Source organism: Falsiroseomonas oleicola (assembly GCF_019029495.1).
GTDB classification, from domain to species: domain Bacteria; phylum Pseudomonadota; class Alphaproteobacteria; order Acetobacterales; family Acetobacteraceae; genus Falsiroseomonas; species Falsiroseomonas oleicola.
In genome coordinates this window covers 60163-85363 of sequence record NZ_JAERQM010000011.1, presented here as the reverse complement: position 1 = coordinate 85363, position 25201 = coordinate 60163, and the positions used below count along the sequence as shown (strand labels likewise).

The 25201-nt window shown below is 70.9% G+C and carries 22 protein-coding genes; 18 read left to right on the top strand and 4 right to left on the bottom strand.

Annotated features, from left to right (window positions below; all coding sequences use genetic code 11):
* Positions 1 to 192 precede the first annotated feature (192 nt).
* Entirely contained in the window at positions 193 to 981 is a 789-nt protein-coding gene (gene cysQ, locus JJQ90_RS25280; RefSeq protein WP_216879078.1) for a 3'(2'),5'-bisphosphate nucleotidase CysQ, read from the bottom strand.
* Positions 982 to 1073: 92 nt separating this feature from the next.
* On the opposite strand from cysQ, the gene cysN reads away from it, so the two are divergent.
* Genes cysN through JJQ90_RS25265 form a run of 3 tightly spaced genes read left to right on the top strand, consistent with a single transcriptional unit; the run spans position 1074 to position 4588 of the window.
* Positions 1074 to 2957 (top strand): sulfate adenylyltransferase subunit CysN, encoded by a 1884-nt coding sequence (gene cysN / locus JJQ90_RS25275; protein WP_216879077.1) that lies wholly within the window; start codon positions 1074 to 1076, stop codon positions 2955 to 2957.
* Positions 2958 to 2996: 39 nt separating this feature from the next.
* Positions 2997 to 3779 carry a sulfotransferase gene (locus JJQ90_RS25270; protein ID WP_216879076.1) on the top strand — a complete coding sequence of 261 codons (783 nt, stop codon included), beginning with the start codon at positions 2997 to 2999 and terminating at the stop codon, positions 3777 to 3779.
* Positions 3776 to 4588 (top strand): hypothetical protein, encoded by an 813-nt coding sequence (locus JJQ90_RS25265; protein WP_216879075.1) that lies wholly within the window; start codon positions 3776 to 3778, stop codon positions 4586 to 4588. Before JJQ90_RS25270 ends, JJQ90_RS25265 begins: the two co-directional genes overlap by 4 nt.
* Here the strand turns inward: JJQ90_RS25265 and JJQ90_RS25260 are convergent, their stop codons facing one another.
* From JJQ90_RS25260 to JJQ90_RS25250, 3 genes are all read right to left on the bottom strand, one after another.
* Positions 4589 to 6595 carry a DUF6212 domain-containing protein gene (locus JJQ90_RS25260; RefSeq protein WP_216879074.1) on the bottom strand — a complete coding sequence of 669 codons (2007 nt, stop codon included), beginning with the start codon at positions 6593 to 6595 and terminating at the stop codon, positions 4589 to 4591.
* Positions 6592 to 7752, bottom strand: a complete 1161-nt coding sequence (locus tag JJQ90_RS25255) for a glycosyltransferase family 4 protein (protein ID WP_216879073.1) — start codon at positions 7750 to 7752, stop codon at positions 6592 to 6594. Before JJQ90_RS25255 ends, JJQ90_RS25260 begins: the two co-directional genes overlap by 4 nt.
* 200 nt (positions 7753 to 7952) lie before the next feature.
* Entirely contained in the window at positions 7953 to 10325 is a 2373-nt protein-coding gene (locus JJQ90_RS25250) for a glycosyltransferase (RefSeq protein ID WP_216879072.1), read from the bottom strand.
* 282 nt (positions 10326 to 10607) lie between these two features.
* Here JJQ90_RS25250 and rpsB point away from each other — a divergent pair, with 282 nt between their 5' ends.
* The 15 genes from rpsB to gloA all read left to right on the top strand — a co-directional run bounded on the left by rpsB (position 10608) and on the right by gloA (position 25198).
* Positions 10608 to 11474, top strand: a complete 867-nt coding sequence (rpsB, locus tag JJQ90_RS25245) for a 30S ribosomal protein S2 (RefSeq protein WP_216879071.1) — start codon at positions 10608 to 10610, stop codon at positions 11472 to 11474.
* A 130-nt stretch (positions 11475 to 11604) separates the two neighbouring features.
* Positions 11605 to 12513, top strand: coding sequence for a translation elongation factor Ts (gene tsf, locus JJQ90_RS25240; RefSeq protein ID WP_216879070.1), 909 nt, complete (start codon positions 11605 to 11607; stop codon positions 12511 to 12513).
* Positions 12514 to 12689: 176 nt separating this feature from the next.
* Positions 12690 to 13412: a UMP kinase gene (pyrH, locus tag JJQ90_RS25235; RefSeq protein ID WP_216879069.1), complete on the top strand. Its 723-nt coding sequence runs from the start codon at positions 12690 to 12692 to the stop codon at positions 13410 to 13412.
* A 134-nt stretch (positions 13413 to 13546) separates the two neighbouring features.
* Positions 13547 to 14119 (top strand): ribosome recycling factor, encoded by a 573-nt coding sequence (frr, locus tag JJQ90_RS25230; protein ID WP_216879068.1) that lies wholly within the window; start codon positions 13547 to 13549, stop codon positions 14117 to 14119.
* Positions 14120 to 14183: 64 nt separating this feature from the next.
* The gene (gene uppS, locus JJQ90_RS25225) at positions 14184 to 14924 is read left to right on the top strand and encodes a polyprenyl diphosphate synthase (RefSeq protein WP_216879067.1); all 741 of its coding nucleotides are present in this window, start codon (positions 14184 to 14186) and stop codon (positions 14922 to 14924) included.
* A gap of 16 nt (positions 14925 to 14940) precedes the next feature.
* On the top strand, positions 14941 to 15807 hold the full coding sequence (locus tag JJQ90_RS25220; protein ID WP_216879066.1) for a phosphatidate cytidylyltransferase: 867 nt from the start codon (positions 14941 to 14943) through the stop codon (positions 15805 to 15807).
* Positions 15795 to 16973 carry a 1-deoxy-D-xylulose-5-phosphate reductoisomerase gene (dxr, locus tag JJQ90_RS25215; RefSeq protein WP_216879065.1) on the top strand — a complete coding sequence of 393 codons (1179 nt, stop codon included), beginning with the start codon at positions 15795 to 15797 and terminating at the stop codon, positions 16971 to 16973. Before JJQ90_RS25220 ends, dxr begins: the two co-directional genes overlap by 13 nt.
* A 62-nt stretch (positions 16974 to 17035) precedes the next feature.
* Positions 17036 to 18145: an RIP metalloprotease RseP gene (rseP, locus tag JJQ90_RS25210; protein WP_216879064.1), complete on the top strand. Its 1110-nt coding sequence runs from the start codon at positions 17036 to 17038 to the stop codon at positions 18143 to 18145.
* A gap of 225 nt (positions 18146 to 18370) precedes the next feature.
* Entirely contained in the window at positions 18371 to 20710 is a 2340-nt protein-coding gene (gene bamA / locus JJQ90_RS25205; RefSeq protein WP_216879063.1) for an outer membrane protein assembly factor BamA, read from the top strand.
* A 23-nt stretch (positions 20711 to 20733) separates the two neighbouring features.
* Positions 20734 to 21513 (top strand): OmpH family outer membrane protein, encoded by a 780-nt coding sequence (locus JJQ90_RS25200; protein WP_216879062.1) that lies wholly within the window; start codon positions 20734 to 20736, stop codon positions 21511 to 21513.
* Positions 21514 to 21517: 4 nt separating this feature from the next.
* Positions 21518 to 22549 (top strand): UDP-3-O-(3-hydroxymyristoyl)glucosamine N-acyltransferase, encoded by a 1032-nt coding sequence (lpxD, locus tag JJQ90_RS25195; RefSeq protein WP_216879061.1) that lies wholly within the window; start codon positions 21518 to 21520, stop codon positions 22547 to 22549.
* Positions 22550 to 22606: 57 nt separating this feature from the next.
* A complete protein-coding gene (gene fabZ / locus JJQ90_RS25190) occupies positions 22607 to 23083 on the top strand; it encodes a 3-hydroxyacyl-ACP dehydratase FabZ (RefSeq protein WP_216879060.1) in 477 nt (158 codons plus the stop codon).
* Entirely contained in the window at positions 23080 to 23940 is an 861-nt protein-coding gene (lpxA, locus tag JJQ90_RS25185; RefSeq protein ID WP_329959519.1) for an acyl-ACP--UDP-N-acetylglucosamine O-acyltransferase, read from the top strand. The genes fabZ and lpxA overlap by 4 nt, the downstream gene beginning before the upstream one ends.
* A complete protein-coding gene (locus tag JJQ90_RS25180; protein WP_216879059.1) occupies positions 23937 to 24806 on the top strand; it encodes an LpxI family protein in 870 nt (289 codons plus the stop codon). Before lpxA ends, JJQ90_RS25180 begins: the two co-directional genes overlap by 4 nt.
* Positions 24803 to 25198 carry a lactoylglutathione lyase gene (gene gloA / locus JJQ90_RS25175; protein WP_216879058.1) on the top strand — a complete coding sequence of 132 codons (396 nt, stop codon included), beginning with the start codon at positions 24803 to 24805 and terminating at the stop codon, positions 25196 to 25198. The genes JJQ90_RS25180 and gloA overlap by 4 nt, the downstream gene beginning before the upstream one ends.
* Positions 25199 to 25201 lie beyond the last annotated feature (3 nt).

The window sequence follows — 25201 nt, the reverse complement described above, 5'->3', positions numbered from 1 at the left end:
AACGCGTCCAGACCGGTTCTTGCCAGACCTGTTCTTGGAGGCCAGACCTTTTGTTGGCGGCCAGACCTCCGGCATGTTCCGTGGACCGGGGCAATTTATGCACCGCTTCCCGGTCCAGGCCAAGCAATGGTCGGCCGCCAGCAACAGGCGGATCCCATCATCCCGGAACCGGGCGGCGCCGGGCGCGGGGGATCAGCCGGCGCCCCAGGCGATGAAGCTGCCATTGCGGAAGCCGCCCTGCGCCTTGCCATAGGTGAAGGGCGCGCCCTCCGGCGTCTCCACCCGGCCGCCGGCCGCCTCCAGCACCGCCTGGCCGGCCGCCGTGTCCCATTCCATGGTCGGGCCGAAGCGCGGATAGACATCCGCCACCCCCTCCGCCAGCAGGCAGAACTTCAGGGAGGAACCGATGGCGCGATGCTCGCCGATCGGCAGCCGGGCGAGATAGGCCTGCGTCTCCGGGTCCATGTGCGACCGGCTGGCCACCGCGGTCCAGTCCGCCGCCGGGCAGGGCCTTGCGCGGATCGGCCGCCAGGCGGCGCGGGCCGGATCGGCACCGGGCGGCAGCGTCGCCATGGCCGCGCCCAGGCCGAGCGCGCCGCGCCAGATGCGGCCGAGGGCGGGCGCATAGACCACGCCGCAGACCGGCCGCCCGTCCTCGATCAGGGCGATGTTCACCGTGAACTCGCCGGAGGGGCCAAGGAATTCCCGCGTGCCGTCCAGCGGGTCGACCAGGATGAAGGGCGCGCCCGGTGGTGGCGCCCTGCGCTGCGCATCTTCTTCCGACACCACGGCGATGCCGGGGGCGGCGGCGGGCAGGGCGGCGGCGATCACCGCCTCCGCCGCCAGGTCGGCCTCGGTCAGTGGAGATCCATCGGCCTTGGCGGTCACGTCATGCGGCCGGGCGCGCACCTCCACGATGCGCGCGCCAGCCTCCGCGGCGATGGCGGCGAAGCGGGCCAGCAAGGGGGCGTGATCGGTCATGGTCGTGGGGCTCCCGTCGGTCGCCGCGCATCTTGCCCCGGCAAGGCCGGCCATGGGATAGCCGAACGACAAGATTGGGTCAGACGGACCAGATGACCGACACGCCTCGCCACGCCGCCTCCCGCCAGGACGTCGAACAGCGCGGCCTGCTGCGCTTCCTGACCTGCGGTTCCGTCGACGACGGCAAGTCCACGCTGATCGGCCGCCTGCTGTTCGACAGCCGCCTCATCATGGAAGACACGCTGGCCAGCATCACCAAGGACAGCCGCAAGCACGGCACGCTGGGGGAGGAGGTGGACCTCGCGCTGCTGGTCGATGGGCTGGAGGCGGAGCGCCAGCAGGGCATCACCATCGACGTCGCCTACCGCTTCTTCGCCACGCCCCGCCGCAGCTTCATCGTCGCCGACACGCCGGGGCATGAGCAGTACACACGCAACATGGCGACCGGCGCGTCCAATTCCGACCTCGCCATCATCCTTTGCGACGCACGCCGCGGCGTGCTGACCCAGACGCGGCGCCATGCCTATATCTGCTCCCTGCTCGGCATCCGGCATGTGGTGCTGGCGGTGAACAAGATCGACCTGGTGGGCTTCGACCAGGCGGTCTTCGACCGCATCACCGGCGATTTTTCCCATTTCGCCGCCGGGCTCGGCTTCCACACGATGCAGCCGATTCCGGTCTCCGCCCGCTTCGGCGACAATGTCTCCTCGCTCTCCGGCAACACGCCCTGGCATCGCGGCCCGACGCTGATCGCGCATCTGGAACAGGTGGAGCCGGAGGCCGAGGCGGCGTCGCGGCCCTTCCGCTTCCCCGTGCAATGGGTGAACCGGCCGAACCAGGATTTTCGCGGATTCGCCGGCACTGTCGCCTCCGGCCGCGTGGCGCTGGCCGATCCCGTGGTGGTCGCGGCCTCGGGCAAGGCCAGCACCGTCGCCCGCATCCTCGGCCCCGATGGCGACCAGCCGGAAGCGGTGGCGGGGGAGGCGGTGACGATCTGCCTGGCCGATGAGGTGGACGTGGCCCGCGGCGACGTGCTCGCCCCGCCGGCCGAACGCCCCGCCGTCACCGACCAGTTCGCCGCCCATATCCTGTGGATGGACGAGGAACCGCTGCTGCCCGGGCGGCAGTACCTGATGCGCGCCGGCCATCTCTGGACGCCGGTCTCCGTCACCTCCATCCGCCACCGCGTCGATGTGAACACGCTGGAACATCAGGCGGCGCGGCGGCTGGAGCTGAACGAGATCGGCTTCTGCAACCTTTCCGCCGCCCAGCGCGTGCCGCTCGACCCCTATGCCGAGAACCGCCAGACCGGCGGCTTCGTGCTGGTGGACCGCTTCAGCAACCGCACCGCCGCCGCCGGCATGGTCAGCTTCAGCCTGCGCCGCGCCACCAATATCCACCAGGAGGAATTCCTGGTGGACAAGGCGGCGCGCGCCGCGCTGGACCGGCAGAAGCCGCGCGCCATCTGGTTCACCGGCCTGTCGGGCTCCGGCAAGTCGACCATCGCCAAGCTGGTGGAACAGGCGCTGCACGCCGAGGGCCGCCACACCTACACGCTGGATGGCGACAACCTGCGCCACGGCCTGAACCGCGACCTGGGATTCACCGATGCCGACCGGGTGGAGAACATCCGCCGGGTGGGAGAGGTGGCGAAGCTGTTCGTCGATGCCGGGCTGATCGTGCTGTGCTCCTTCATCTCCCCCTTCCGCGCCGAGCGGCAGATGGTGCGGGAGATGATGGGCACGGAGGAATTCATCGAGGTCTTCGTCGATACCCCGATCGAGGCCTGCATCCGCCGCGACCCCAAGGGGCTCTACGCCAAGGCGATCGAGGGCACGATCCGCAACTTCACCGGCATCAGCAGCCCCTATGAGGCGCCGGAACATCCCGAGCTGCGCGTCGAGACCGAAGGCCAGACCCCGGCCGAGGCGGCGGAGCAGGTGCTGGCGCATCTGCGCGGCCTGATTTCCGACTGATCCGAAGCCAAGCGAGGCCTGCCACCGATGTCGATGCCAATGTTGTTCGCGGGTCTGACCAGCGACTACCTGCGGGCGGCGCGGCTGGACCAGGGCCCCTGCATCTTCGTGCATGTGCCGAAGACCGCCGGGACCTCGCTGCGCGCCGAACTCGCCGCGATCCTGCCGCCCGACATCAACATCCATGTCGACTACACGGATACCACGCGCAGCTTCAGCGATCGCATCGATGATGCGGTGGAGCGCTTCCTGGACCAGGCCGGGCCGCGCGGCATCCGCTTCGCCTCCGGCCATATCCTGGCCCGCCATGTGGCCCGCATCGCGCAACGCCTGCCCCAGGCGCGCTTCATCACCCTGCTGCGCGACCCGGTGGCACGGGTGGTGTCGGACTATCGCCACCAGCGATCCGCCCGCCACCCGGGCTTCGAGGCCTTCCGGACCCGGGTCCCGACGCTGGAGGCCTATCTCGACCTGCGCTGGGAGATGGACAAGGCGGCCGTGCACCTGCTGCCGCGGGACATCCTGGTGAAGCGCGACGCCGCCGCCGCCATCGCCCATGTGATGGATCGCTTCGCCTTCGTCGGGGTTCAGGAGATGTATGACCTGAGCTTCCGCACCCTCACCACCCTGGCCGGGTCGCCCCGCACGCCGCGGCTGCGGGCCAATGTGAACACGGATGACGATGGCGGGGAGGTGGTGAGCCCGGAGCTGGCCGACCGCATCCGCGCGCTGAACCCGCTGGACTGCGCGCTGCATGACCATGTGGCGCAGCGGCTGCGGGCCGCCGCGCCGGCCCTGGTCCCGGCCCTGGTCACCGCATGACCCCGCTGCAGGCCTTTTTCGCCGGTGATTTCGAGCACTGGATGGCCTGCGCCACGCCCGCGCCGCCGCTCTGGCTGTTCGTGCACGTGCCGAAGACCGCCGGCTCCTCGCTCTCGGCCGAGTTGGCGAAGGATCTGGCGCCCTATCGCAGCCTGCATATCGATCATCTGGACCGCGGCCGCCCGGCGATGCAGCGCTACGACGTCGCGGTGGAACAGGCGCTGGACGCCTATCGCCTCGCCCCCTTCCGCTTCGCCTCCGGCCATGTGCAGCAGCGCCAGGTCGTGCGGCTGGCGCAGGGCGTGCCGGGGACCCGGCTGTTCACCATGCTGCGGGACCCGGCCGCGCGGCTGATCTCCGACTATCTCTACCAGCGCTCCCGCATGCATCCCCTGTCGGAGGAGGTGCGGCGGCGCGTGCCGGATTTCGACGCCTTTCTCGACCTGCCCGGCCAGCGCAACCGGGCCGCGCGGCACCTGGTGCCGAAGGCGATCCTGGATGCCGGGGATGCCGCCGCCGCCATCGCGCATGTCGAGGCGCATTATGCCTTTCTCGGGTTGCAGGAGCGCTACCCGCTGGGCTTCCGGGCCCTGACCCGGCTGCTGCTCGGCCAGGCCCGCGGCCCGGCGGCGCGGCTGCGGGTGAATGAGGAAGGCGCGGAGGAGCGTGTCGGCATCACCGCGCGCCTCTCCGACCCGAAGCTGGTCGCGCGGATGACGGCATTGAATGGCGTGGACTGGGCGCTGCACCGCCACTTCGCCGCGCGCTGGGATTCCGTGGCGGCGCGGCTGGCGAGCTGGCTGGGCTGATCAGCCTGGCCCGACGCTCGGGCGTTGTGGCGCGCCGCGGGTGGCATCCACCGCGGCGGACATGATGCGGCCACGCTCGGCCCAATTGTCGTGCTCTTCCGGCGGCAGGCCGGCCACCCGGGCCGCGTGGCGTGCCAGGCCCGGCAGCAACTCCATCAGCGCGGCCAGCATGGCGCGGTCCTGGGCGGAGGTGAGCTTGCTCATCGCCTCCGCCGTGCCCTGGGTCTCCACCCGCCAGAAGGGGCCGTACTGGTCGCTGCCGCCATGCGGCCAGGCTTCGAACATCGCCGGCCAGCCCTTGATGCGGCGGAACTCCAGCCCGACGGTGCCGCGGCGGTCGAACAGTTTCAGCCGCGCCTCCCGCCACACCCCGGCCGGCGCCACCAGCCCGGTCAGGCTGAGATCGATGTGCTGGTAGGAGCCATCGGTATTCGTCGTGTGCTGGTGCAGCTTGATGTCCTGGAAGTCGGCCCCGCCGGGTGCCATTTCGCCGGCCACGACAGGCACCGCGACGGGCGGCGCCATGGGCATGACGGCGGCCGGCGCTGGTGGCGGCAATGGGGCGCCGGCCTCGCCACCCAGCAGCGGCGGTGGAGCGGCGGGGGGGTTTGGCGCCGGTCCCGGCAGGCCGATGGCCAGTGGCGCGGCCTCGATCGGCGCGGGCGGGGCGTCGCCGGGCAGGGGCACGGCCAGGCGCAGGGGCTGGGTGGCCGCGGCGAATGCCGAGGCGCCAAGTCCCGGCGGCGGGCGACGTGGCACACCCGCGGCGCCCGCCATCAGCGCCAGGGTTGAAACCTCGACCGCCAAGGGCGCCGTGCCGGTGTTGCGCAGCACCAGCGTCAGCCAAAGCCCGCCACCCAGATCCGCGGGAAGCGGCAGGCTGATGCGCAGCGCTCCGTTGGGATCGGCCAGTCGCCAGCCGGAATCGCGCCCCGCGCCCCCCTCCGGTCCCGCCTGGAGGCTGGCCCGCAGGCTGGAGGGATCGCCGAGCCGGCAGGTGAGTTCGGCCAGGGCCAGGTCGGCCGCGCCGGGCGACAGGCTTGGCGGCTGGAGCGTCGCGGTCGCGCCGGGCTCGATGTCCAGCATCATCCGTGGCGCCTCGGATCCCGCTGCCACCATGCGCTGGCTGGCCCCGGACAGCGACGCCGCCTGCATCGCCTGTGGCGCCAGTGGCATGGCGACGCCCGGCACCAGCGCGTGCAGGTCGCAGGCCGCCCAGTCGAAATGGCGCGGCAGCACCAGGTGATGCAGCTCCGCCACCTCGGCGCGGAGCGCCAGCGGCGCGGTGGCGCCCAGGCCGCCGGCGGACAGTACCAGCGTCTCGCCGCTCGCCGTCTCCACCGCCACATCCAGCACGGCCTCCGCCGGGCCGGGCGGGGCCGGGCGCGGCAGGTCCAGCGCCAGCCAGCCGCCCTGGACCTCATCGCCGGGCACCACCCAGGCGGCGAGCACCCGGCCGGCGGCGAGCAGGCGCACGCGCAACTGGCTGGCGGCCGTGGCGCGGGCCGCGGCGACATGCAGTGCGATGCTGGCCAGCCCTTCCGCCGGCCGTCCGAAATGCTGGGCGATGCGCTGCGGCAGCGACGCTTCCTGGGGGACCGGCGGCAGATCGATGAGCATCCTGCGGGCGGCGGGCGGGCGGCTGCCGGGGGCACCCAGCAAGGCCAGTCGCTCGGCCCGCAGATCGGCCATCGTCTGCACCAGCAGCGCCATCAGCCCGGGCATCGGATCGTGCCCGATGAGAGGGGGAATCCCGAAGGGCAGCCCGGCGACAAGGGGCGCCGCCGCATCCCCATCCGGGGCCAGGATGGCCAGCGGCCGCAGGCCCGGGGGCAGCGGCACCGCTGCCCCCGGGGCGGCGCCGTCGAGGCGCAGGACGCCGTTGTCCGGACGCAGCACGGCCAGGGGCAGGGCCTCCAGCCCCGTCATCCCGGGGGCCGCGACCACGGTCGGATGTCCGGCGGCGAGGCTGCCCCTCGCGGCGTCATCGATGAGGAAGGCGGTCATGCGGTCGTCTCCGGTCGATGGGCTTTGTGCCGGGCGGCGGCGGCGCGCAGCAGGCCGAGCCATTCGGGCAGGATGCGATCCCAGGACCTGCGGGCGGCCTCGTCCCGGGCCAGGCGGACACGGCGCGCGGTGGCGGCCGGGTTGGCCAGCACCTCCCGCGCCGCCGCGGCGAAGGCCTCGGCGCTGGCCTTCGGCACCAGCCGCGCCAGGCTGCCAGCCTCGTCCCCGAAGCCCTCCAGCGCCGACTCCGTGGCGATGACGGGGCATTGCGCCGCGGCGGCTTCGAGGAAGACCAGCGGCAGCCCCTCCAGCACCGAGGGCAGCAGCAGCGCATCGGCGGCCTGGTACCAGGCGGTGGGGTCGGCGAGGTGGCCGAGCATCCGCAACCGCCTGGCCGGATCGACCGCCGCCCGGCGGTCCAGCGCGGCGCGCAAGGGACCGCTGCCGGCACAGGCCAGCACCATGCCGGCATCGGCGGCGATGGCGGGCAGCAGATGCGCGCCCTTGGCCTGTTCCAGCCGGCCGACGAACAGCAGCAACGGCGCGCCCGGCGCCAGGCCGAGCGCGCCCCGCAAGGCGGCGCGCACCATCGTGACGTCCGCCCGGGGCGGGGTGGGTGCCGGATTGTCGATCTGCGCCACGCTGCCCGGTGGCAGGTCGAAGATCCGTTCCGCACGTCGGGCACCCGGGTCGGAGACGGCGCACCAGCCGGCATCGGCGGCGGCGATGTCCGGCAGTGCGTCGGCGATGCCGAGCGGGATGGCGCCATCCGGGGCCAGATGCAGCACCACCAGTCGCGGCAGATGCGCCGCGGCGCGCAGCAGGCCGATCCCCGCATTCGGCCAGGGCAGGGGCAGCAGCACCAGGTCCGGCGCGACCTCCGCGATCAGGGTCGCCGCCGCCGCCTGCTGTCGCGCGCCATTGTCCTCGGGCGCCACGCCATCCTGCCAGCCGATCGCCGCGGCGCGAAGAACCGCGCGGTCATGGCCCGCCGGCATGGCGGCGCGGAGCGCGGGATGGAGCGCGGGCTCCGCCGCCAGGGTCACCCGCAGTCCCGGCTGGCTCGCGAGGCGGGCCGCGAGCTGCGCGCTATGACCTTCGGTTCCGCCGAAGCGGGTGGAGGGCAGGGGCAGCAGCAGATGGGTGAGCCGGTTCATGTGCCCCCCGCTGCGGCCTGGCCGCCAGGCATGGCCCCGGGACCCCTATCGCCTTCTGACGTTCCGTTCACGATGGTCGAAGCTCTACAGTATGAGCAGCCCGGATGGAATTGCCGGGGTCGCATCGCGATGTCCTGAGGCCGGCATTGCCGCGCGGCGGTTTCGGCAAGCTTGGGGCGGTCCCCGCCAGGCCTGTCGCGTCACGCGGCCGGACCCGCCGCGACCGGATTCGGCATTGTCGGGGCTGAGGCCGCGAGCGGAGCCTGTGGCATGGGGCGGGCCACGCCGCGGGCCAGGCCCGCCAGGCTGCGCATGGCCGGCGCCAATGCCGCCGGACCGAAATGCCGCCGGCCGAAGGCCAGCGCCGCATCCCCCATGCGCGCCCGCCTTGCCGTGTCCAGGACCAGCTCCGCCAGCGCCGCGACGAAGCCGCCACGATCCGATGCCAGGTGATAGGCGGTGCCGGCCCCGCCGGAGATGCCGTACAGCGCTTCCGCCGTCAGCACGCTGGGCAGGCCGTGGCAGAGGTATTCGACGGTCTTGATCTTCAGCCCGCCGCCGTAGAACACCGGGTTCACGCCGATATCGAGGGTGGCGAGGAAATCCTCCGGCCGTTCCACGCTGCCATGCAGGACGACGCCCGCGCGGCCCACCGGCATGGCGGTGCAGACCTCGCCCGCCACATGCAGTTCCGCCCCGAGCGGCGCCACGGCCGGCCAGACCTGGTCCAGCAGCCAGGCCAGCCCGTCCCGGTTCATCGGGCTGTCGCCGCCGATGAAGCCGATGCGCAGCTTGTCATCGCCGTTGCCGGACGCGCGGCGGCCCGGCGGCAGCACATGCGGCGCCATCAGCACGCGGTTCGGCAGCAGCGCCTCCAGCCAGCGGAACTCCTCCTGCTGGATGGCCAGGATCAGGTCGAAGGCGGAGAGGATCTGCAATTCCTCCGCCGCGCCGATCTGGATGAAATGCCGGCGGCCGAAATGGTCGAAATTGCGAACCCGCGTCGACATGATGTCGTGGGTATCGATCACGGTCATCACCGGCTGGGTGATGGCGTGGCGCAGCCAGGACAGGCGGATGTATTCGAACACCACCGCATCGGGCGGGTGCGTCGCCAGGTGCTGCGCGAAAATTGGCAGGGCGGAGGCGATGGTGGAGCGCCGCTCGAAGGGCGTCATGCCGCGCGGCAGCTTGGCATCCGGCGTCGGTGGCAGGGGGCCGGTGGGAAACAGCCGGGCGCGGCCACCCAGCAGCGCCTGCGCCTGGGCCCGCTCCGCCTCCGACATGCTGCCGAGGAAGAACAGGTCGAGGTCCATCTCCGCCCGCGCGGCGCGGGCCAGGGCGGCGATGCGGGCGTGGTTGCCCAGCCGCTCCTCCCAGAAGCGCAGGTCGGTGACCAGCAGGGTGCGGGGACGCAGCGCCGCGTGGCGCAGCGCGGCAGGGCTGGCCAGGCGCCGCTGCTCAGCCGCGACCTGGGTCGCATAGCGGGTCCACAGCCGGGCGGAGTCCTCGGCGATGCGGGCGCGCAACGCCGGCTCCGCCACCGCGCGCATCGCCAGGGCGGCCAGCGCGCGGGCATCGGCGGCGGCGTGCCAGGCGGCCTGCGGCTCCAGCCCCGCGAAGGCCTCCGCCGTGCCGATCACCGGCCGGCCGCGGGACAGCGCCTCCACCGTCTTGATCTTCAGCCCGGTGCCGCCCTCATGCGGGTTCACCACCAGGTCGACCTGGGCATAGAGGTCGTCCGGGTCAGCGACGAGTCCAAGCGGCACAAGGCCGGGACCCGCCACCAGATGCCGCGCCGCGCTGCCGGCGACGCGGATCTCCGCCCCGGCGGCGGCCAGGGCCGGCAGGTCCAACGCCGCCAGGAAACGGTCCAGCGCGCGGGTGTTCATCGGATTGGCGCTGCCCAGGTAGCCGATCACGAATCGGCCATCCGGGGCGCGCGGCGGCAAAAGCGGGCGGTCGCCGGCCGGGATGTGGCCGAGGGTCAGCACTGGCGCGGGGCTATAGGCCTCGAAGGCCTGGCGCTCCTCCTCCTGGATCGCCAGCACCAGGTCGGCACGGGCGAAGCCGCGCGCCTCCTCCGCCTCCGTGGTGAAGAAGAAGGAGGGGGCGAGGCCGATGGCGCGCAGGTGATCGTCCCGCCCGCCGAACTGGTCGTGCGTGTCCAGCACCTTCAGCACCGGGGCGGGGAAGCGCAGGTTGGGCTGGGGGAAGAAGGTGAAGGCGCGGCTGAGGAAGACGTATTCCACCAGCACCATGTCGAAGGCCGGGCGCCGCGCGGCCAGTGCCACCAGCGCCTCCTCCAGCGCCGGCTGGATCCAGTCGTCCAGGCCGAAGCGCCCGCCGAGGCTGGGTTTTTCCAGGCCGCGATCATGCGGAACGAGGATCAGCTCATCCCAGTCCCGCCGCATGGAATCAAGATGTTCCGCCGCGACCTTCTCACGGTCCAGCAGGCAGAGCGTGATGCTGTGGCCGGCGGATTTCAGCCCTGTCAGCACGGCATGGATGCGCGCGCGGTTGCCGGCATCCTGCGGATGGCTCGGCGTGGGGGAGACGACCAGGATTCGCATGCGGGCGGGCTGTCTCCGGATTGTCTGGTCTCGGTATAGGGGGCGCAGGATAGGGGCCGGACCAGGATAGGGAAGGGGCCAATCGCCGGGGTTGCGGCGCGGCGGCGGCTGGGGCATATCGCGCCGGCCGGTCCGGGGTGATCCCTCGGGGCGGCAAATTCGCACGCGATGCACCTTCCGGGGGTCCCACCCCGAAGGTCCGGTCCCCACCCCGCGGTCTCACGGGCGGGGGCGGCAGCGCGGAGGCTCAACCGGACCACTGGAAGTCAAAGGATCCGCCCCATGGCGATGCCCGACGTTACCCTGCGCGGCCTGCTCGAAGCCGGCGTGCATTTCGGCCACCACACCCGCCGCTGGAACCCCCGGATGGCGCCCTACATCTTCGGCGTGCGCAACCAGGTCCATATCCTGGACCTGCAGCAGACCGTGCCGATGATGGACCGCGCGCTGCGCGCCATTCGCGACGTGGTGGCCGCCGGCGGCCGCGTGCTGCTGGTCGGCACCAAGAAGGCGGCGGCGGAATATGTGGCGGAAAGCGCCGCGCGCTGCGGCCAGTACTATGTGAACCACCGCTGGCTCGGCGGCATGCTGACCAACTGGAAGACCATCCAGGGCAGCATCAAGCGCCTGAAGCAGATGGAAGAGCAGCTGGCCGGCAACATCCAGGGCCTGACCAAGAAGGAAGTCCTGATGCTGACGCGGGAGCGCGAGAAGCTCGACCGCGCGCTCGGCGGCATCAAGGACATGGGCGGCCTGCCCGACATCATCTTCGTCATCGACACGGTGAAGGAGAAGCTGGCGATCGAGGAGGCCAACAAGCTCGGCATCCCCGTGGTCGCGGTGCTGGACAGCAATGCGGACCCGATCGGCATCGCCTATCCGATCCCCGGCAATGATGACGCGATCCGCGCCATCCACCTGTATTGCGACAGCGTCGCCGGCGCGGTGCTGGATGGCATCTCCGCCGAGCTGGGCTCCTCCGGCGCCGATCTCGGCGCGCGTGAGGACCTGCCCGCCGAGGCGCTGCCGGACATCAGCGAAGTGCTGCCGGAAGAGGTCGCGGCCGAAGTGACCGCCGAGCTGGCGGCCGAAGCCGCGCCTGCCCCGGTGGCGGAAGCCGAACCGGCGAAGGACGCTCCGGCGGCCTGACATGCGGCGCCCCCGCCTGGCGGGGGCGGCCCGGGCCGGATGCGCTGTGGCCATCCGGCCCCTGATATCCTGATGCCGCCCCGGCGATGACCCGGGTGCGGCCGTGACTCGTAGGACGGGGACGATCGAAATGGCCGAGATCACCGCGGCGATGGTGCGCGATCTGCGCGAGAAGACCGGCGCCGGCATGATGGACTGCAAGAAGGCGCTGGTGGAAGCCGGTGGCGACATGGAAGCGGCCATCGACTGGCTGCGCAAGAAGGGCCTTTCGGCCGCCGCCAAGAAGTCCGGCCGCGTCGCCGCGGAAGGCCTGGTGGGCGTCGCCTCCGGCCCCACCGTCGCCGCGATGGTCGAGGTGAATGCCGAGACCGACTTCGTCGCGCGCAACGACAGCTTCCAGGCTTTCGTGTCTGAAGTTGCGGGCCTTGCCCTGTCGGTGGGCGACGATATCGAGGCGCTGAAGGCGGCGACCTATCCGGGCACCACGCACTCCACGCAGGAGGAGCTGACCCGCCTGATCGCCACCATCGGCGAGAACATGACCATCCGCCGCGCCAAGGTGCTGCGGGTGCCGTCGGGCACCGTCGCCACCTATATGCACAATGCGGTGAAGCCGGGTCTCGGCAAGATCGGCGTGCTGGTCGCGCTGGAGGCCGAGAGCGAGCTGGAGGCCCTGGAATCCCTGGGCCGCCAGATCGGCATGCATGTCGCCGCGACCCGCCCGGATGCGCTGGACGTCTCCGCCGTCGACCCCTCCGCGCTGGAGCGGGAGAAGGCGGTGCTGCGCGAGCAGGCCGCGACCTCCGGCAAGAAGCCGGAGATCATCGAGAAGATGATCGAGGGCCGCATCCGCAAGTACTACGAGGAAGTGGTGCTGCTGGAGCAGGTCTGGGTGCATGACGGCGAAAGCCGGGTGAAGGAAGTGGTGAAGAAGGCCGGCGGCAAGCTGACCGGTTTCGCCCGCTTCCATCTGGGCGAGGGCATCGAGAAGGCGGCCAGCGACTTCGCCGCCGAGGTTGCCGCCGCCGCCAAGGGCTGATCGCCCGCCTGCGGTAGGGGCAGGTCCGCCACAGTGGCGGGCCGCCCTGGAAGCAGTGCGTCGGCGCGTGAGGGCCTCCGGGCCCAGCTGTGAGGCAGGCGCTGCCTTCGCCTTGCGGCTGCCATCATGCGCCGCTTATGTTGCGCCACGTTAGCCAACGGGATTCCCGGGACAAAATGAGCAGACCTCCTCTCTACAAGCGCGTCCTGCTCAAGCTGTCCGGCGAAGCGCTGATGGGCGACCGCGACTATGGCCTCGACATCGCGGTGCTGAAGAACATCGCGGCCGATATCCGGGACGTGACGGCGCTGGGCGTCGAGGTCTGCATGGTGATCGGCGGCGGCAATATCTTCCGCGGCGTCGCCGGCGCCTCCGCAGGCATGGAGCGCAGCCAGGCCGATGCCATGGGCATGCTGGCCACGGTGATGAACGCGCTGGCCATGCAGAACTGGCTGGAGAAGCTGGGCGTGCCGACCCGGGTGCAATCCGCCATCCCGATGGCCAGCCTCTGCGAGCCCTTCATCCGCCGTCGTGCCATGCGGCACATGGAGAAGGGCCGGGTGGTGATCTTCGCCGCCGGCACCGGCAACCCCTTCTTCACCACCGACACCGCCGCGGCATTGCGCGCCAATGAAATGGGCTGCGAGGCGCTGCTGAAGGGCACGCAGGTCGATGGCGTCTATTCCGCCGATCCGCGCAAGAACCCGAATGCGGAACGCTATACGACGATCACCTATCTCGATGTGCTGTCCCGCGACCTTGCTGTGATGGACGCCGCGGCGATCAGCCTGGCGCGGGAGAACAAGCTGCCGATCGTCGTCTTCAACATCCACGAACCAGGTGCCTTCACCGCCGTCATGCAGGGCGAGGGCAAGTTCACCACCGTGATCGATCCATAGACCGCTGTTTGACGCATTTTCCGAACTGTCAGGCCTATTCGCCCGACCTTAAGATGCTAGCGATTGTTTGCCGCATTTTCCGAGTCGTCTGGCGCATCCGCGTGACTTGAAAGTGCTTGAGAGGGAATCCGGGCATGGCCGCCGACTTCGCCGAGTATAAGCAGGAGCTGCAGCGCCGCATGGACGGCGCGCTGGAGTCGATGAAGAAGGAGTTCCAGGGCCTGCGCACCGGTCGTGCCAGCCCCGCGCTTCTGGAGCCGATTCGCGTCGAGGCCTATGGCAATGTGCAGCCGCTGGTGCAGGTCTCCAACATCTCGGTGGCCGGCCCCGGGCTGCTTTCCGTCCAGGTCTGGGACAAGTCCGTGGTCAAGGCCGTGGAGATCGCCATCCGCGATTCCGGCCTCGGCCTCAATCCGATGACCGAGGGTCAGGTGGTGCGCGTGCCGCTGCCGCCGCTGACCACGGAACGCCGCAACGACCTGGTGAAGACTGCGGCGAAATACGCCGAGGCGACGCGGGTCGCCATGCGCGGTGTGCGGCGCGACGCGATGGAGACGGTGAAGGGCTGGGAGAAGGACAAGAAGTCCGAGGTCAGCCAGGACGACGCCAAGCGCTGGACCGACGAGATCCAGAAGCTGACCGACCAGAGCATCAAGACGGTCGATGCGACGCTGGCGGAGAAGGAAAAGGACATCCGGACCAGCTGATGTCAGGCGCTGCGGCTGGGATGGGCGGGCGATGAGCGCGGCAGCCAGGCCGCTGGACGGCGGCATGACTGAAGCCCGGCCGCAGGCGGGGCAGGACGGGCCGGCGCCGCCGCGCCACATCGGCATCATCATGGACGGCAACGGCCGCTGGGCCACCGCCCGCGGCCTGCCGCGCGCGCTGGGCCACAAGGCGGGGGCGGAGGCGGCACGCCGGACCATCGAGGCGGCGGCGGTCGCCGGCGTCGGCTGGCTGACATTGTTCGCCTTCTCCTCGGAGAACTGGCAGCGGCCGGTGGAGGAAGTGCGCGACCTGACCGGGTTGATGCGCGTCTACCTCCGCGCCGAGGTCGGCACCCTGGTCAAGGAGGGCATCCGCCTGCGGGTGCTGGGGGAGCGGGAGCGCTTCGGCCCCGACACCGTGCGCGCCATCGCAGCGGCCGAGCAGGCCACCGCCCCTGGCACGCGCATGAACCTGAACATCGCCCTGTCCTATGGCGGGCGGGGCGAGATCGTCGCCGCGGCGCGGGAAGCCGCTCGGCGGGTTGCCGCCGGCACGCTCGACCCGGCGAAGCTGGACGAGGCGCTGTTCGCCGGCATGCTGTTCACCGCCGGCATGCCGGACCCCGACCTCATCATCCGCACCAGCGGGGAACAGCGCATCTCCAATTTCCTGCTCTGGCAATCGGCCTATTCGGAATTCGTCTTCCAGGACGTGCTCTGGCCGGATTACGGCGCCACGCATCTGGCGGCCGCGATTGGCGAATTCACCCGCCGCGACCGGCGCTTCGGCCTGCGGATCGCGTGACGCGGCGGACCCGGGGATGACGGAGCAAGCCGGCAAGGCCGACGCGAAACGCTGGATCGATCTGCGCAAACGGGCGCTCTCGGCCGCCGTGCTGCTGCCGGCGGCGCTGGCCTGCATCTGGTTCGGCGCGGAGAGCTTCACGGCCATGGTGGCGCTGGCCGTCGCGGTGCTGGCCTGGGAATGGGTGCATCTCTGCGGCCGTCGTACCCGGGTCTTCCCCGGCCTTTCCGTGCCGCTGGTGGTCTTCGCCGCCGGTGCGCTGGCGGTAATGGAACAGGTGCGGCTGGGCCTTGTGGTGCTGCTGGCCGGCTTCGCCGCGACCTGGATCGGCGTGGCGCTGCGCGGGCGGCGCTCCGGCGTCACGCAGCCGGCGCGGCGGCTGGCGCTCGGTGTTCTGTATATCGGGCTGGCCGGGCTGGCGCTGATCGAGTTGCGGCATGACAGTGAGGCCGGGCGCGGCAATGTGCTGTTCCTATTCGTGGTGGTCTGGGCCTCCGACATCGGCGCCTATATGGCCGGGCGGGCCTTTGGCGGGCCGAAGCTCGCGCCCGCGATTTCCCCCAACAAGACCTGGTCGGGGGCGCTTGGGGGGCTGGCCGCCGCGCTGGTCTTTGGTGGCGCCTGCGCGCTGGCCTTCACGCCTGGCGCAGCGCCGGCCGCCATCGCCGCGGTGGCGCTGCTGCTGAGTTGCGCCTCGCAGGCCGGGGACCTCTTGGAATCCGCCATAAAGCGCCATTTCAACGTCAAGGACACATCCTCTCTCATCCCCGGCCATGGTGGGCTGCTGGACCGGCTGGACGGGGTGCTGGCGGCGGCGCCCGTGGCGGCACTGCTGACCTATATGCTGGGGCAGGGGCGGCCACTTTGGGGATGGGGCTGGTGACGCGTTCGGTAACGATCCTCGGCAGCACCGGCTCGGTCGGCCGCTCCACCATGGCCCTGCTGGATGCCGCGCCGCCAGGGGATTTCCGGGTGGAGGCGCTGGTCGCCAACCGGGATTTTTCCGCGCTGGCCGAACAGGCCCTGCGCCATCGCGCGCGGCTTGCCGTGGTCGCCGATGAAGGCGCCTATGCGGATCTGAAGGCGGCGCTCGCGGGCAGCGGCATCGCGGTCGCGGCGGGGCGGGCGGCGGTGGAGGACGCGGCCGCGCGGCCGGCGGACTGGACCATGGCCGCCATCGTCGGCGCCGCCGGGCTGCGATCGACCCTGGTGGCGCTGGCCCGCGGCGGCACGCTGGCGATCGCCAACAAGGAAAGCCTGGTCTGCGCGGCGGAGCTGGTGCTGGCGGTCGCGCGCCAGGGCGGCGCCACCCTGCTGCCGGTCGATTCCGAGCACAACGCCATCTTCCAGGTCCTCGATGGCCAGGATCCGGCGGGGGTGGAGAAGATCATCCTCACAGCCTCCGGCGGCCCTTTCCGGGAGTGGAGCCGGGCGCAGATGGCCGCCGTCACCCCGGAACAGGCGGTGCGCCATCCGGTCTGGTCGATGGGCGCCAAGATCAGCGTCGATTCGGCCACCATGATGAACAAGGGGCTGGAGCTGATCGAGGCGGCGCGCCTGTTCCCGGTGCCGGAATCGCGGATCGAGGTGCTGGTGCATCCGCAATCGGCCGTGCACGGCCTGGTGCAGTTCCGCGACGGCTCGCTGCTGGCGCAGCTCGGCACGCCGGATATGCGCACGCCCATCGCCCATGCCCTGGCCTGGCCGAAGCGGCTTCAGGTGGCCATCCCGCGCCTCGACCTCGCCAGCCTCGGCCGGCTGGATTTCGCCGCGCCGGATCCGCTGCGTTTCCCCGCCCTCCGCCTGGCGCGGGAGGCCTTGCAGGCGGGGGGTGGCGCGCCGACTATATTGAATGCGGCGAATGAGGTGGCGGTGGGTCTGTTCCTGGACCGCCGACTCGGCTTCCTCGACATCGCCGCGGTGGTGGCGGAGACGCTGGAAGGCCTCATGGCGCCGCGAGCCGAGACGCTGGAGGATATCCTGGCGCTCGACCAATCTGCGCGGCATGCGGCGCTGGGCCACGCCCTGGGGCGCGCCGCGGTAGGCTGAGGTTGTCCGGGTCCCGGCGACCCGATTGAAGATCAAGGCGCCTGGCGCCGCTGGAGACCGTCTTGGACATCCTGCCCGAACCCTTTCGCACCATCCTGTCCTTCATCGTCGTGCTCGGCGTGCTGGTCTTCTTCCACGAGCTTGGCCACTACCTCGCCGCCCGCTGGCGCGGCGTATATGTCGAGCGCTTCTCGGTCGGCTTCGGCCGGGCGATCGCCACCGGGACCGACCGGCAGGGCACCGAATGGCGCATCGGCTGGCTGCCGCTGGGCGGCTATGTGAAGTTGCACGGCCAGGAACAGCCGGAGGATGTGCCGGACGAGGTGCGCGCCACCTGGCGCCCCGGCCAGACCTTCCATGAAAAGTCCGTCGGCGACCGCGCCATCGTCGTCGCCGCCGGCCCGCTGGCCAATTTCGTGCTCGCCGCGCTGATGTTCGGCGCCTTGTACATGACGGTCGGCCGCCCCGCGGCCACCACTGCGATCGGCACCGTGCAGGAAGGCTCCGCCGCCGCCAGTGCGGGCCTGTTGCCGGGCGACCGCATCCTGGCGCTCGATGGCCAGCAGGTGACCCGCTTCGAGGAGGTGCAGCGCCACATCCAGCCGCGTGCCGGCACGCCCGTGGCGGTGACGGTGCAGCGCGAGGGGCAGGAGCGCGTGGTCACCGCCACGCCGGCGGCGCGGACCAGCGGGGAGACGACGGTGGGCGTGCTCGGCGTCGGTGCCGCGGCCACCGAATTCCAGCGCCTCGACCCCTTCAGCGCGCTCTGGGCCGGCACGGTGCAGACGGCGGATATCACGAAGCAGACTTTGGGCGCGGTGTGGCAGATGATCGCCGGCGGCCGCGGGGCGGAGGAACTGGGCGGGCCGCTGCGAATCGCGCAGATGTCCGGCCAGGTGGCCGAACTCGGCATCGCCAGCCTGATCTCCTTCATGGCGGTGCTGTCGGTGAATCTGGCGCTGATCAACCTGTTCCCGATCCCGGTGCTGGATGGCGGGCACCTGATGTTCTACGCGGCGGAGGCAATCCGCGGCCGGCCGCTGCCGCCACGCGCGCAGGAATATGGATTCCGCGCCGGATTCGCGCTGCTGATCACGCTGTTCGTCTTCGCCACCTGGAACGACCTGTCGCAGCTTGGCGTCGTTCGCTGGGCGACGAATCTTTTTGGGTGATCGAACGCACCAGCCCAAACCCGTTTTGAAACAGCGGGTTACCTGACCGGGACCGCAGCCCGCGTGAAGAAGAGTGACTGCGCGGCCCGATTTGCCGTGGTTCGGCCGCTTTTGGGCGCGACTGTGATCCTCACCAACCGGGGTCATGGGACGCCGGGGGTGGCGGCACCCCGACCGCTCGGGTAGTCTCCGCCGCCTTACGCAGCCCCCCGGGGAATACACCACTTGGTCGCCAACCGGCTTCTTCTGCTCGCTGCCACCTGCCTCGTCCCGGTCAGCCTCGCGCTGGATGCCGTGGCGCAGACCCGTGGGCCGCGCGCCCCCGCCGCCGCCACCGCCCCGGCTTCCGGGGTGGTGCGTGGCATCGACGTCACCGGCAACCAGCGGATCGAGGCGGAAACCGTCCGATCCTACATGCTGTTGCAGCCGGGCGACCCCTTCGACGCCGACCGGCTCGACCGCAGCCTGCGCACGCTGTTCGCCACCGGCCTGTTCCGGGACGTGGCGGTGGCCCGCGACGGTGACCGGATCCGCGTGACGGTGGAGGAGAACCCGATCGTCAACCGGGTGGCCTTCGAGGGCAACAGCAAGGTCTCCGACGACGTGCTGACACCGGAGGTGACGCTGCGCGCCCGCGCCGTCTTCACCCCGCAGGCCGCCCAGGCCGACCGCCAGCGCATCCTCGACCTCTATGCCCGCCGCGGCCGCTTCGCGGCGCGGGTGGAGCCGAAGATCATCCAGCTCGACCAGAACCGGGTCGATGTGGTGTTCGAGATCACGGAGGGCGAAGCGGCGCTGGTCAGCCGTATCAGCTTCGTGGGCAACACCGCCTATTCCGACCGCCGGCTGCGCGACGTGGTGGCGACGCGGGAGCAGGCCTGGTACCGCATTCTTTCCACCTCCGACATCTACGACCCGGAGCGGCTGAATTTCGACCGCGAGCTGCTGCGCCGGTACTACCTGCGCCAGGGCTATGCCGATGTGCAGATCACCGGCGCGGTCGCCGAGCTGGCGCCGGATCGCAGCGGCTTCTTCGTGACCTATACGATCGACGAGGGGCCGCGCTACCGCGTCGGCAAGGCGGAGATCACCAGCACGCTGCGGGGCGTCGAGCCCGAATCGCTGCGCCGGGAACTCTCGGTCAGCGAGGGCGACTGGTATGATGGCGATGCGGTGGAGCGCTCGGTGGAGGCGCTGTCCGATGCGGTCGGCCTGCGCGGCGTGCCCTTCGTCGAGGTGCGGCCCAGGGTCGCCCGGGACCGGGAAAACCGGCGCGTCGATGTGACCTTCGAGATCGCCGAGGGCACCCGCGCCTATGTCGAGCGCATCGACATCACCGGCAACAGCCGCACCGCGGATCGCGTGATTCGCCGCGAATTCCGCATCGCGGAGGGCGATGCCTTCAACGCCGCCCAGGTGCGGCGCTCGCGCCAGCGCATCCGCGACCTCGGCTATTTCGGCGGTGCCGAGATCAATGTGCAGCCCGGCTCCGCACCGGATCGTACGGTTCTGCAGACCACGGTGACGGAACGCCCGACCGGCGAAATCTCGCTGGGCGGCGGCTTCTCCACCGATGCCGGCCTGCTGACCGACTTTGGCGTGCGGGAACGCAACTTCCTCGGCACCGGCATCGATGCGCGCCTGCAGACCCTGCTGGCGCAGCGCCGCACGCAGGTTGACTTCTCCGTCACCGATCCGGCCTTCCTGGACCGCAACCTGGCGGCCGGCGTCGATCTTTTCTACATCACCCGCGACCTTCAGGACACGTCGAGCTATTCGGAAAAGCGCGTCGGCGTCGTGCTGCGCGCCGGCTACGAATTCAACGAGCGGGTCCGGCAGAACTGGTCCTACAGCCTGGTGCAGCGCGACGTCTTCGACGTGCAGGCGGATGCCAGCCGCTTCATCCAGGAACAGACCGGCGTGACCCTGCTGTCGCAGGTCGGCACCACCCTGTCCTATGACGTGCGCGACAGCCGGATCGAGCCGCGCAGCGGCTTCATCGCGCGCATCGGCACGGATGTTGCGGGCCTCGGTGGCGATGTCGCCTATGTGCGCTGGCGCGGCGACGTGGCGGGCTATGTGCCGCTGGAACGCTATCTCGGCAGCTCGGACTATGTGCTGGCGCTGCAGGCCGGCGTCGGCCTGCTCACCCCCTGGGGCGACCGGCCGGAACGAATCATCGACCGCTTCTTCCTGGGCGGCGACAATCTGCGCGGCTTCGCGCTGGCCGGTGCGGGGCCGCGCGATACCTCCAACAATTCCTCGGACGATCCGCTCGGCGGGCGCCTGATCTGGACCCAGACCACCGAGCTGCGCTTCCCGTTGCCGCTGCCCTCCGAGATCGGGCTGATCGGCCGCGCCTTCGTCGATGTCGGCTCGCTGTCGCGCACGCCGGTCTCCGGCCCGGGCGTGCAGGATGACACCTCGCCCCGCGTCGGTGCGGGTGTCGGCATTTCCTGGCGCACGCCGGTCGGTCTGATCAACATCGACATCGCCCAGGCGGTGGTGAAGGAGTCCTACGACGAGACGCAGCTCGTGCGTTTCGGCTTCGGCACCCGCTTCTGAGCACTATTCGGGATTATCGACCCATGCGTCTGCGCCATTTCCTCGCGGCCTCCCTGCTGTTCGCCCCTCCGTTGCTGCTGATCGGTCCGGCCTCCGCCCAGCAGCAGCAGGGCCAGCAATGGTTCGTGCCGCCGGCGCAGGGACAGGCGCAGCAGCAGCAGCGCCCGGCACAGCGGCCGCCCGCCCAGCGCCCGGCCCAGGCGCCGGCGGCCGGCCAGCGCACACCGGCGCCGGTCATCGCCATCGTGGATATCCCCGAGGTGCAGCGCCTCTCCGCCGCCTTCAACCAGGTGCGGGAGGAGATCGAGCGGCGCCGCGCCAAGCTGAACGAGGATCTCCAGCGCGAGCAGGGCCGGTGGCGGGAGGAGCAGCAGGCCCTGGCCGCCGCCCGCGCCACCGCGCCGCCCGAGCAGCTTCGCCAGCGTGAGCGGGAGTTGCAGGAGCGGATCACCGATGCGCAGCGGATCTTCCGCGACCGGTCGCGGGCCATCGACCAGGCGGCGCAGGCCGGGCTCCAGCAGATCGAGCAGGCGCTGGGGGCCGTCATCCGGCAGGTCGCGGCCTCCCGCGGTGTGAACATCGTGCTGCCGCGGCCGCTGGTCATCTTCAACGACAGCGGCTTCGACCTGACGGATGAGATCTCCGCGCAGATGAACCGCGTGCTGCGCAGCGTGAACCTGCCGGCCGAGGGCGCGGCGCCGACCGAGGCCCCCGCCGCCGGCGCGCCCGCCGCCGCGCCGGCCGGCGATGCCCCTCCGCCGCCGCCGCCGCCCGCCCCGGCAGCGCCCGCGCGACGGAACTGAGCCAATGGCGGCGGATCCCCGCTTCTTCCCGGCGGGGTCCGCGCTGACCCTGGCCGAGGCCGCGACCCTGGCCGGTGGCGAATTGCGGGGCGGCGATGCCGCCCTGCGCATCACCGGTGTCGGTCCCCTGCAGGCCGCAGGCGCGGCGGAGGTCAGCTTCCTCGACAACCGGCGCTACCTGCCGCAGGCGCTGGACAGCCAGGCGGCGGCCATTGTCATCGCACCGGAACTGCTGGCGCGGCTGCCCGAGGGGCGGGTCGCGATCGTCACGAAGCAGCCCTATCTCGGCTTCGGGCGCATCGCCCGGGCGCTGCATCCGGTGCCATCGGCACGGCCGGGCATCCACCCCACCGCCGTCATCGATCCCACCGCCCGCATCGGCGCCGGCAGCGAGATCGGCCCCTTCGTGGTGATCGAGGCGGATGCGGAGATCGGGCCGGGCTGCATCATCGGCCCGCATGCCGTGATCGGCGCCGGCGTGGTGCTGGGGGAGGGTTGCCGCATCGGCGCCCATGCCAGCCTCAGCCACACCATCGCCGGCCGGGGCGTGGTGCTGCACCCCGGGGCGCGCACCGGCCAGGAAGGCTTCGGCTTCGCGGTCACCCCGGAAGGCCGGTTCGAGACCATGCCCCAGCTTGGCCGCGTGATCCTGGAGGATGCGGTGGAGGTGGGCGCCAATGCCTGCGTCGATCGCGGCAGCCAGACGGATACGGTGCTGGGCGCGGGCACGCGCCTCGACAATCTGGTCCAGATCGGCCACAATGTCCGCACTGGGAAGGGTTGCGTATTGGTCGCCCAGGTCGGCCTCGCCGGCTCCACCCATCTTGGCCATGGGGTGCAGATGGGCGGGCAGTCCGGCACCGCCGGTCATCTTGAGATCGGTGACAGGGCCCAGATCGCGGCCCAGTCCGGGGTGATGTCCGATGTTGGGGTAAGCGAGGTGGTTGGCGGGTCGCCGGCCTGGCCGATGCGGGAGACCCTGCGTGCCTTCGCCACCCTGCGCCGCCTGGCCAAGCCTGCCGGCCGCCCGGGCTGACTGCGCCCCAGGTCGATTTTCATTCGATTTTCAGTGGTGCCAACGGAAGACAGGACGATGGATTCGAGCCCCGAGAACACACCGGCCGCAACGGTGGAACCCTATGACATCGCCCGCATCATGCAGGCGATCCCGCATCGTTTTCCCTTCCTGCTGGTCGATCGGGTGGTGGACATCGTCCCCAATGTCTCCGCCGTCGGCATCAAGAACGTCACCATCAACGAGAATTTCTTCCAGGGCCATTTCCCGCAGCACCCGGTCTTCCCGGGCGTGCTGATCATCGAGAGCATGGCCCAGACCGCCGCCGTGCTGGTGGTGGAAACGCTGGGACCCTCGGCGCAGGGCAAGCTGGTCTATTTCATGACCGTGGACAGCGCCAAGTTCCGTAAGCCGGTGGTGCCGGGCGACCAGATGCGCGTGCATGTCGTCAAGGAAAAGCAGCGCGGCAACATCTGGAAGTTCACCGCCGAGGCGAAGGTGGACGGCAAGGTGGTGGCCGAGGCGTCCTACGCCGCCATGATCCTCGACAAGTGAGCGAAGCCGTCCTCCAGGTGGATGCCGAACCCATGCCAGCCTTCATCCACCCCGCTGCCCATGTGGCGGCCGGGGCCCAGATCGGCGCAGGCTGCCGCATCGGCCCGGGCTGCGTCGTCAGCGCCGAATCGGTGCTGGATGAGGGTGTCGAACTGGTCGCCCATGTCGTGCTGGATGGCCGGGTGCATCTCGGCGCCGGGGTGAAGGTGTTTCCCTTCGCCACCATCGGCCTGCCGCCGCAGGACCTGAAGTACAAGGGCCAGCCGACCTCCGTGGTGATCGGCGCGCGGACGCAGATTCGCGAACACGCCACCATCCATCGCGGCAGCACCGGCGGCGACGGCGTCACCCGGATCGGCGCCGACGGGCTGGTGATGTGCGTCGCCCATGTCGGGCATGACTGCCGCATCGGCGATGGCGTGATCCTGGTGAACAACGTGATGCTCGCCGGCCATGTCGAGATCGGCGATTTCGCCGTGGTGCAGGGCGGCGCCGCCATCCAGCAGTTCGTCCGCATCGGCCGCATGGCGATGGTCGCCGGCATGTCGGGGGTGGAGCGCAACGTGCTGCCCTATGGCCGCGCCAAGGGCTATCGCGCCAAGCTGGCGGGTCTCAACACCATCGCCATGCGCCGGCGCCTTGGCCTCAGCAAGGAACAGGTGGTGACGGTGGCGCGCGCGGTGCACGACCTCTATCGCGGCGGCCGCCCGGATGAGGCGATCGCGGCGGTGGCCGCGGCCCATCCCGGCAATGCGCTGGTCGAGGAAATGCTCGCCTTCGCCCGCAACCGCGGCCGCCACGGCCTGATCCCCTTCGGCCGGGTGACGGAGGAGGACGAAGGCGGGGAGGCTTCGTGACGGCGCCGGAGCCGCTCGGCCTGATCGCCGGCGGCGGGGTGATGCCGCTGCGCGTCGCCGATGCCGCCAGCCGGGCCGGACGCCCCGTCTTCGCCGCACTGATCGAGGGCTTCGCCGATCCGCGCGATTTCACGGCCTGGCCGCATGAGGTGGTGCGGCTGGGTGCCGTCGGCGCGCTGTTCGCGGCGCTGCGGCGCAACCGCGTGCGGCAACTGGTGCTGGCCGGCCGGGTGAAGCGCCCCTCCTTCCTCTCGCTGCGGCTGGATGGGGAAGGGGTGCGGCTGGCGGCCAAGGTGGGCCGCAAGGCGATCTTCGGCGGCGACGACGCGCTGCTCCGCGCCGTGGTCGATGTGCTGCGGGAGGAGGGCTTCGATCCCCTCGGCGCCCAGCAGGTGTTTGCCGATTTGCTGATCGAGGGCGGCTGCCCGACCCGCGCCCGGCCGGATGCCGATGCCATGGCCGATATCCGGCGCGGCATTTCCGTCGCGCGGCAGCTTGGCCAGGCCGATGCCGGCCAGGGCTGCGTGGTGCAGCAGGGGCTGGTGCTGGCGGTGGAGGCCATCGAGGGCACCGATGCCATGCTGGCGCGCTGCGCCGATCTGGCGCGGGAAGGCCCGGGCGGGGTGCTGGTGAAGCTGGTGAAACCCTCCCAGAGCAAGCTTGTCGACCTGCCCGTGATCGGGCCGGACACCATCCGCGCCGCCGCCGCCGCCGGGCTGCGCGGCGTGGCGGTAGAGGCGCGGAACGGTCATGTCGGCACCATCGTTCTCGACCGCGACGTCACCATATCGGAGGCCAACGCCGCGGGGCTGTTCCTGCTGGCGATGGATGCCGACCAGGTTTTGAACCAAGGAGAGAACGCATGAGCCAGGGCTCGCTGCTGCACACCATGATCCGCGTCGGCAATCTCGACCGCAGCGTGGATTTCTACACGAAGCTGCTCGGCATGAAGGAACTGCGCCGACGCGACGTGCCGGACGGCAAGTACACGCTGGTCTTCGTGGGCTATGCCGAGGAATCGACCGGCGCCGCCGTGGTGGAGCTGACCTACAACTACGGCACCGAGCAGTATGAGATGGGCAACGCCTTCGGCCACCTGGCCGTCGGCGTGCCTGACATCTACGCCACCTGCGACAAGCTGCGCGCCGGCGGGGCGAAGATCACCCGGGAGCCGGGACCCGTAAAATTCGGCACCACGGTCATCGCCTTCGTCGAGGACCCGGACGGCTACAAGATCGAGCTGATCGAGCGGAAGTAGCCG

Bases quoted from the DNA above. Each gene is read 5' to 3' on its own strand.
- cysQ (WP_216879078.1), bottom strand. From the start codon at position 981: ATGACCGATCACGCCCCCTTGCTGGCCCGCTTCGCCGCCATCGCCGCG.
- cysN (WP_216879077.1), top strand. From the start codon at position 1,074: ATGACCGACACGCCTCGCCACGCCGCCTCCCGCCAGGACGTCGAACAG.
- JJQ90_RS25270 (WP_216879076.1), top strand. From the start codon at position 2,997: ATGTTGTTCGCGGGTCTGACCAGCGACTACCTGCGGGCGGCGCGGCTG.
- JJQ90_RS25265 (WP_216879075.1), top strand. From the start codon at position 3,776: ATGACCCCGCTGCAGGCCTTTTTCGCCGGTGATTTCGAGCACTGGATG.
- JJQ90_RS25260 (WP_216879074.1), bottom strand. From the start codon at position 6,595: ATGACCGCCTTCCTCATCGATGACGCCGCGAGGGGCAGCCTCGCCGCC.
- JJQ90_RS25255 (WP_216879073.1), bottom strand. From the start codon at position 7,752: ATGAACCGGCTCACCCATCTGCTGCTGCCCCTGCCCTCCACCCGCTTC.
- JJQ90_RS25250 (WP_216879072.1), bottom strand. From the start codon at position 10,325: ATGCGAATCCTGGTCGTCTCCCCCACGCCGAGCCATCCGCAGGATGCC.
- rpsB (WP_216879071.1), top strand. From the start codon at position 10,608: ATGGCGATGCCCGACGTTACCCTGCGCGGCCTGCTCGAAGCCGGCGTG.
- tsf (WP_216879070.1), top strand. From the start codon at position 11,605: ATGGCCGAGATCACCGCGGCGATGGTGCGCGATCTGCGCGAGAAGACC.
- pyrH (WP_216879069.1), top strand. From the start codon at position 12,690: ATGAGCAGACCTCCTCTCTACAAGCGCGTCCTGCTCAAGCTGTCCGGC.
- frr (WP_216879068.1), top strand. From the start codon at position 13,547: ATGGCCGCCGACTTCGCCGAGTATAAGCAGGAGCTGCAGCGCCGCATG.
- uppS (WP_216879067.1), top strand. From the start codon at position 14,184: ATGACTGAAGCCCGGCCGCAGGCGGGGCAGGACGGGCCGGCGCCGCCG.
- JJQ90_RS25220 (WP_216879066.1), top strand. From the start codon at position 14,941: ATGACGGAGCAAGCCGGCAAGGCCGACGCGAAACGCTGGATCGATCTG.
- dxr (WP_216879065.1), top strand. From the start codon at position 15,795: ATGGGGCTGGTGACGCGTTCGGTAACGATCCTCGGCAGCACCGGCTCG.
- JJQ90_RS25200 (WP_216879062.1), top strand. From the start codon at position 20,734: ATGCGTCTGCGCCATTTCCTCGCGGCCTCCCTGCTGTTCGCCCCTCCG.
- lpxD (WP_216879061.1), top strand. From the start codon at position 21,518: ATGGCGGCGGATCCCCGCTTCTTCCCGGCGGGGTCCGCGCTGACCCTG.
- fabZ (WP_216879060.1), top strand. From the start codon at position 22,607: ATGGATTCGAGCCCCGAGAACACACCGGCCGCAACGGTGGAACCCTAT.
- gloA (WP_216879058.1), top strand. From the start codon at position 24,803: ATGAGCCAGGGCTCGCTGCTGCACACCATGATCCGCGTCGGCAATCTC.